6 protein-coding genes and 1 pseudogene are annotated in these 6,175 nt (G+C 63.8%); 4 read left to right on the forward strand and 3 right to left on the reverse strand.

Features of this window, described 5'->3' with window-relative positions; genetic code table 11:
* A partial coding sequence (locus tag HMPREF3162_RS06870) for an FAD-dependent oxidoreductase (RefSeq protein WP_176747345.1) occupies positions 1-499 on the reverse strand: 499 nt, incomplete at its 3' end.
* Positions 500-606: 107 nt separating this feature from the next.
* On the opposite strand from HMPREF3162_RS06870, the gene HMPREF3162_RS06875 reads away from it, so the two are divergent.
* Both HMPREF3162_RS06875 and HMPREF3162_RS06880 read left to right on the forward strand, forming a co-directional pair.
* Complete coding sequence (locus HMPREF3162_RS06875; protein ID WP_070777421.1) at positions 607-996, forward strand: heavy metal-responsive transcriptional regulator; 390 nt, start codon at positions 607-609, stop codon at positions 994-996.
* A 37-nt stretch (positions 997-1,033) separates the two neighbouring features.
* Positions 1,034-1,867 carry an LLM class flavin-dependent oxidoreductase gene (locus HMPREF3162_RS06880; protein WP_070576597.1) on the forward strand — a complete coding sequence of 278 codons (834 nt, stop codon included), beginning with the start codon at positions 1,034-1,036 and terminating at the stop codon, positions 1,865-1,867.
* Positions 1,868-1,907: 40 nt separating this feature from the next.
* Here the strand turns inward: HMPREF3162_RS06880 and HMPREF3162_RS06885 are convergent, their stop codons facing one another.
* Entirely contained in the window at positions 1,908-2,741 is an 834-nt protein-coding gene (locus HMPREF3162_RS06885; protein ID WP_070777423.1) for a hypothetical protein, read from the reverse strand.
* 219 nt (positions 2,742-2,960) lie between these two features.
* Here HMPREF3162_RS06885 and ychF point away from each other — a divergent pair, with 219 nt between their 5' ends.
* The gene (ychF, locus tag HMPREF3162_RS06890) at positions 2,961-4,046 is read left to right on the forward strand and encodes a redox-regulated ATPase YchF (protein ID WP_070777425.1); all 1,086 of its coding nucleotides are present in this window, start codon (positions 2,961-2,963) and stop codon (positions 4,044-4,046) included.
* 26 nt (positions 4,047-4,072) lie between these two features.
* Here ychF and HMPREF3162_RS06895 read toward each other — a convergent pair.
* Positions 4,073-5,272, reverse strand: a pseudogene (locus tag HMPREF3162_RS06895) (IS110 family transposase).
* A 250-nt stretch (positions 5,273-5,522) separates the two neighbouring features.
* Between HMPREF3162_RS06895 and HMPREF3162_RS06900 the strand changes: the two are divergent.
* Positions 5,523-6,029, forward strand: coding sequence for a DUF2254 family protein (locus HMPREF3162_RS06900; RefSeq protein WP_070777427.1), 507 nt, complete (start codon positions 5,523-5,525; stop codon positions 6,027-6,029).
* Positions 6,030-6,175 lie beyond the last annotated feature (146 nt).

Below are 6,175 nucleotides of genomic sequence, written 5' to 3' on the forward strand. Positions count from 1 at the left end.
GGTACCCGGTCTCCTCCAGGCCGTCGATCGGCGGGGCCCACGGCCGAGAGCCGGTCGCGACCAGGTAGTGCGCGGCCTCGATCGTCTCGGTGCTGCCGTCGTCCCCGGCGACCTGGAGGACCGGAGCGTCGGGGGTGCCGGCGAACGCGGCGTCGCCGCGGCGGACGGCCCACCCGTAGGAGTCGGCGACGTCGGCGTACTTCTCGCCCCGCAGCGACTCGACCAGCGCTTGCTTCCCGGCGATCAGGGCGGGCATGTCCACCGGCCCCGCCGTCGTCTCGATCCCCGGGAACCGGTCGGCGGCGTCGGCCGCGGAGTGCCATGCGTCGGCCGCGGCGATCAGGGCCTTCGACGGCACGCAGCCGGTGTTCACGCAGGTGCCGCCGAGCGTCCTGCGCTCGATCATCACCACCGACTTGCCGAGCGTGGTCGCGCGGATCGCGGCGGCGAACGCACCGCCGCCCGATCCGATGATGGCGAGGTCGTACTTCGTGGGCATCGCAGCTCCTGTCAATACTTGGACTTCCGGTCTATCTCAGCCATACTGGACCTTCCAGTGCAGGGGAAGGTCAAGAGGACTTCTGCCGAAAGAACAGGGGGCCTGCGATGCGCATCGGGGAACTCGCCGAGCGGGCGGGAACGACGGCGAAGACGCTGCGGTTCTACGAGGAGCAGGGCCTGCTGCCCCCGGCCGAGCGCACGCCGTCCGGATACCGCGACTACGCGCCCGAGATGGTCGCTCGGATCGACTTCGTCCACCGCGGCCAGGCCGCGGGCCTCACCCTCGCCCAGATCCGCCAGATCCTCGACATCCGCGACGGCGGCGCTGCTCCCTGCGAGCACGTGCGCGACCTCCTCGACGCACGCCTCGCCGAGATCAAGCAGCAGATCGCCCAGCTCACAGCGCTGCGCGACACCATCACCGAGCTCAGACGCGACGCCGCGCAGCCCGACCCCGACTCGTGCAGCGCGGACCAGGTCTGCCGATACCTGTAAACGGCAGAGCCGGTCGCACCAACGCCACAAGCCCGACATGCGCTACGAAAATCCCCTGTACCTGGCAGAGGAAGCCGCCGCACTCGACCTCTTGTCCGATGGACGGGTGGCGCTGGGAATCTCGCGCTGCTCACCAGAACCGGCTGAGCGCGGCTGGGAAGCCTTTGGCTACGCAGGTTCCACCGACCCGCGCGGAGCCGATATCGCGCGCGAAAAGTTCCCACAGTTCATGGCGGCAATCCGCGGTGAAGGCATGGTCGAACCTGCCAGTCAGCAATCCGGCTTCCCGCCCTCACCGGCTGATGAACACGGGCGTCTGCGCATTGAACCGCACTCGCCAGGTCTTGACCGCCGCATCTGGTGGGGCGCTGGCAGCCGCGAAACAGCAGTGTGGGCCGCACAGCAGGGTGTCAACCTCATGTCCTCGACCCTCCTGACAGAGGCCACGGGTGATTCCTTCGCACAGCTGCAATCGGAGCAGATCGCACTGTTTCGCGATGCATGGAAAAAGGCCGGCCATGATTGGACGCCGCGCGTGTCCGTTTCACGCAGCATTTTCCCGATCGTCAACGAGCTCGATGCCATGTATTTCGGCGCTCGCGGCCAGGGTGCGAACGACCAGATCGGCGTCATTGACGGTTTCCGCTCTACGTTCGGCAAGACCTACGCGGCGGAGCCAGACCAGCTGGTCGAACAGCTCAAGCAGGACACCGCGCTCATGGACGCTGACAGCGTCATGCTCACCATTCCCAGCCAGCTCGGTGTTGATTACAACCTCCACATTTTGGAAGTTTTCGCCACACACGTTGCGCCTGAACTCGGCTGGCAGCCGGCCTGGCAGGGCCCCACGGAGGGGTATCCCATCAGTTGATCTGGGAGAAACCCGCCGGGGTAGCCAGCCCGCCCGGCACTTAGGCGGGGGAGTGGGGTGACTGTGGCGGCGCCTCGTCAGCGGGGCCCGAAGGCCGCTGCCCAGCAGCAGGCGGCTTGGTGCCGCGCTGGGTGAAGAACTCAACCACGAGCAGGCCACCTCCGGCAATCAAAACCAGCGACATCAGGACCAAGAGGCCAAGACCCACGTGCGGGAACATGCCGGAGAAGACATAGGGAAGGCGGGCCAAAACGTTGAAGATGCCCAGCAGGCCCGCCAGCGCACCCGCACCGCCGGCAATCAGTTTGAGGATGGGCTTCTTCGTGATGATCGCAGCGATTGCAGTGCCGATTGCGCCCAGGCACAGCAACATGATGAGGATGCCGGCGAAGGCTCGACCGCTCACCATGACCGAGAACGAGAAGAAGTTCAGGGTGCCGTGGTCGCCCAGTATGTCGACCATGGCGAACGGCAGAAAAAGGCTGATGATTGCCAGGAGCGCTGCGGCGGGCAGACCAAAGGATGCCCAGCGTGCAAAGGTGCCGATCTTGCCGCTGCCCTGTGCGCCGTGCTTGTTGAGGAAGTCCTGCGCTTCTGCGCTGGAGCGTTCAACCGTCGGCGCAACATGGGTGGTGTAGGCGTCCTTCGCGCTGGCAGTGAAGTTGCGGAAGCCGGAGCTGAGCTGCTCGCCGAACTGGTCGAAGGACTGGTGCTGATCATTGTGGATCTCGCCGCGGTCAAGAGCTGCCCGGTACTCCTCGACCGTCGGCGGCCGCCCCCGGGAGGGGCGGAAAGCCTGAGCCCATTCTTCGGGGGTGGGCTTGCGGTTAGGCTGCTGAGGATCAGCGGGGCCGGTGTGCTCGGCTGGTGCCACGGGATTCCTTCCGTGCGGTGTCGGCGGGTCTGAACACAGCTCGTCACAGCGAGCTGATCTGCTCAGCTTATGGATTCAAAGCGGCGTGCAGGAGGACATCGGCTGAACAAGTCCGCACAGAAAGCTGAAAGCGCGGGCGGACGGTCGTGGGACGGACGCGCCTTCTCCCGAGGCACGCCCGTCGGTGAGCGTGTGCCGGGCGCGGGCTAAAATGTCCGCGTGGCTTTGACTATTGGAATTGTGGGACTGCCCAATGTGGGCAAGTCGACCCTGTTTAACGCTTTGACCCGTGCTGAAGTTCTCGCGGCGAACTACCCGTTCGCAACGATTGACCCGAACGTGGGCGTTGTGCCGCTGCCTGACCCGCGGCTGGACCGCCTGTCTGAGATCTTCGGTTCCGAGAAGATCCTGCCGGCGACCGTGAGCTTTGTGGACATTGCGGGCATCGTCAAGGGCGCCTCGGAAGGTGAGGGCCTGGGGAATAAGTTCCTGGCCAATATTCGCGAAGCCGATGCCATCTGCCAGGTGACGCGCGCTTTCTCCGACCCGGATGTCACCCGGGTTGAAGGTTCAGAGACCCCGGCGGGTGACCTCGACACGATTTCGACCGAGCTGATTCTGGCTGACCTGCAGACGCTGGAGAACGCTCGTCCGCGCATTGAAAAGGATGTCAAGCGCAAGCTCATTGACGGTGCGGTGCTTGAAGCGATGGATAAAGCCGCGGCTCTTCTTGAAGACGGCACCACCCTGTTCCAGGGTGCGGAGAAAGCCGGGATTGATGTTTCGCTGCTGAGCGAACTGCAGCTCATGACGGCAAAGCCCTTCATCTACGTGTTCAACACTGATGAAGAGGGCCTGGCTGATGAGGACATGCAGAAGCAGCTGCGCGAGCTCGTGGCTCCGGCTGAGGCGATTTTCCTCGATGCGAAGTTCGAAGCTGAACTCATTGAGCTGGATCCTGAAGAAGCCGCCGAAATGCTCGAATCTACCGGTCAGGACGAGCCTGGTCTGGACAAGCTGGCTCGCGTTGGCTTCGACACTCTTGGTCTGCAGACCTACCTGACTGCCGGGCCGAAGGAGGCACGTGCGTGGACCATCCGCAAGGGCTGGACCGCTCCCGAGGCTGCCGGCGTCATCCACACCGACTTCCAGAAGGGCTTCATCAAGGCTGAGATCGTGTCCTTTGAAGACCTCGATGACCTGGGCTCGATGAACGAGGCGAAAGCCGCCGGCAAGGTCCGCATGGAAGGCAAAGACTACGTTATGGCCGACGGTGACGTGGTGGAGTTCCGGTTTAACGTGTAGTACGGGGGGTGCTTCTATAGTTTTCGTCAAGCTGCTGGAGCTTGTTGCGTGGGGCGGGGTTCGTAAAGGGTGCCATCGCGAAGCATGGCGTATAGGACGTCGGTTCTGCGTCTGGCCAGGGCGATGATGGCTTGGTTGTGGCGTTTGCCCTCGGCACGTTTTCTGTCGTAGTACGCACGTGAGAATGGGTCGGCTTTGATAGATGCGAAGGCTGATAGGAATAGTGCGCGTTTGAGGGTTGTCTTTCCGCGTCTGGAGGGTGCTTCACCGCGAATGGAAGTTCCGGATCGGCGGGTTACTGGTGCGATACCGGCGTATGAGGCTAGGTGTGCGACGGATTTGAAGTTCTTGCCGACGACCTCTGTGAGGATACGCGCGGCTGTCCTGACCCCGATGCCGGGCATAGAGGTCAGGACGCAGGTTCGAGGGTGAGCATCGACCACCGTTAAGATCTCAGCTTCAATATCGGCGCGCTGCTCGGTCAGCTGTGCAAGCTGAGCGGCGAGTCGGCTGATGATGTGCCCGGCAGTGTTTGTTCCGGCCACGATGGTGGTTTGTTCGGCCAAAGCTGCAAAGATCTCGTCAGCCAGGCGGGCCGCCATGCGGGGTGCGAGTTTCTTCAATCGTGTTCTCACGCGGCTGCGTCCTGCCTCGTGCAGTGCTGCGGGAGTGGGATAGCGGCTGAGCATATCTACTACTGCTGGATGGGCCAGGCGCGGTCCCACTACCCGTTCAAGGGCAGGATGTATCTGTGTGAGCAGGCCGCGCAGCCGATTGCGTACCCCGGTCAGCTGGGCGGTCAGATCGTCATCGAAGCCACACAGCATTGACAATTCGGCGATGTGTTCGTCCGCGATAGTGATCCCGCGCAGTGTGTGGGGGATGGTGCGGGCTGTATCAGCGATGATGTATGCATCCCTGGCATCGGTCTTCGCCTGGCCTGGATGAAGATCAGCGACACGGCGCATGGTCAGCCCCGGCAGGTAGGCAACGGCAATCCCCAGTTGTTGGGCTACCGCGAAAACTCACGCGCCTATGGTTTTAGGCTGGTCCACCACGACCAGCAGTTGTTCATGCTTGGCGGCAAGAGCTGTTAACAGTTCTTGGATCTTCGGTTCGGATTGCGGCAATGGCTTGTCATGCACTACCTGGCCATCATGGTCAACAGCGGTGGCATGATGTTCTGTCTTGCCGACATCGATGCCAAGAAATACTTGTGGTTGCATCGGTTACCTTCTTCGGTCTCTTAAGCACAAACTAGGTCACCGATGGTTCGTTCGCTCACATCCACGTTACGCAGCCCCACAGTATTCAGAGCGTGCTTCTATTAGCGATCCGAACGAACCAGACTGATCCCAGTGACAACACCCCCGGATCATGAACAACTGGGGGCAGACATCATGCCGGGGTCAGCCGGTTCCCAGCACTACCTATCCTGACGGAAAGCAGTGACACCTAAAAGGTAACGGGGACTTTGTGCTCGCCGTTAACATCCCGCGCCTGCTCGATTGCGAGGGTGCGTGGGGCATGCGCATCGAGCTCGTGCCCAGCCTGGGCACCCCCGTGCCGAGCGGCGGGATCCTCTTCCGGACCTCGGCGCCGGTGGGCCGGGCCCAGCGCCGCGCGCTCGAATCGGCGCTGGCGTTCGGCGACGTGCTCTCGCCCGCCAGCGGGCCCTTCGGCGCGATCCGCGCCATGGTCGACATCGCGCTCAAGGCGCTCTCGCCCGCGGCCAACGATCCCAGCCGCGCCTTCCAGGCGCTCGAGGAGATCGAGGACATCCTCACCGAACTCCCCCCGGACATCGCCAAGCGCGAGGCGCTCCTGGCCGCCCACGCCTCCCGCCACTTCTGCGCCACCGTTGCGGCGGTCTCATGGACGTTGAGCCCGCTGGGGTTGGGCAGCGCCCACAGGGCCACCCCGTCCGGCCACCCCGGCACCCACGGTGCCCCCGGGACTCATCGGTCACCGGCTGTGCCCTGAGCACCGCACCGGGACGGTCGAAGGTCTGACGGCATGCGGTGATGCCCACGATGAGCAGGCGCACCAGGCCCGCGGACTCGGCATCGCCGGGCAGCGGCGGCACGTCGTCGCGAGCCGGGCCGTCCGCCGCCGCGGCGAGCTGGGCC

This window comes from Brevibacterium sp. HMSC07C04 (assembly GCF_001815905.1).
Classification (GTDB): Bacteria; Actinomycetota; Actinomycetes; order Actinomycetales; family Brevibacteriaceae; genus Brevibacterium.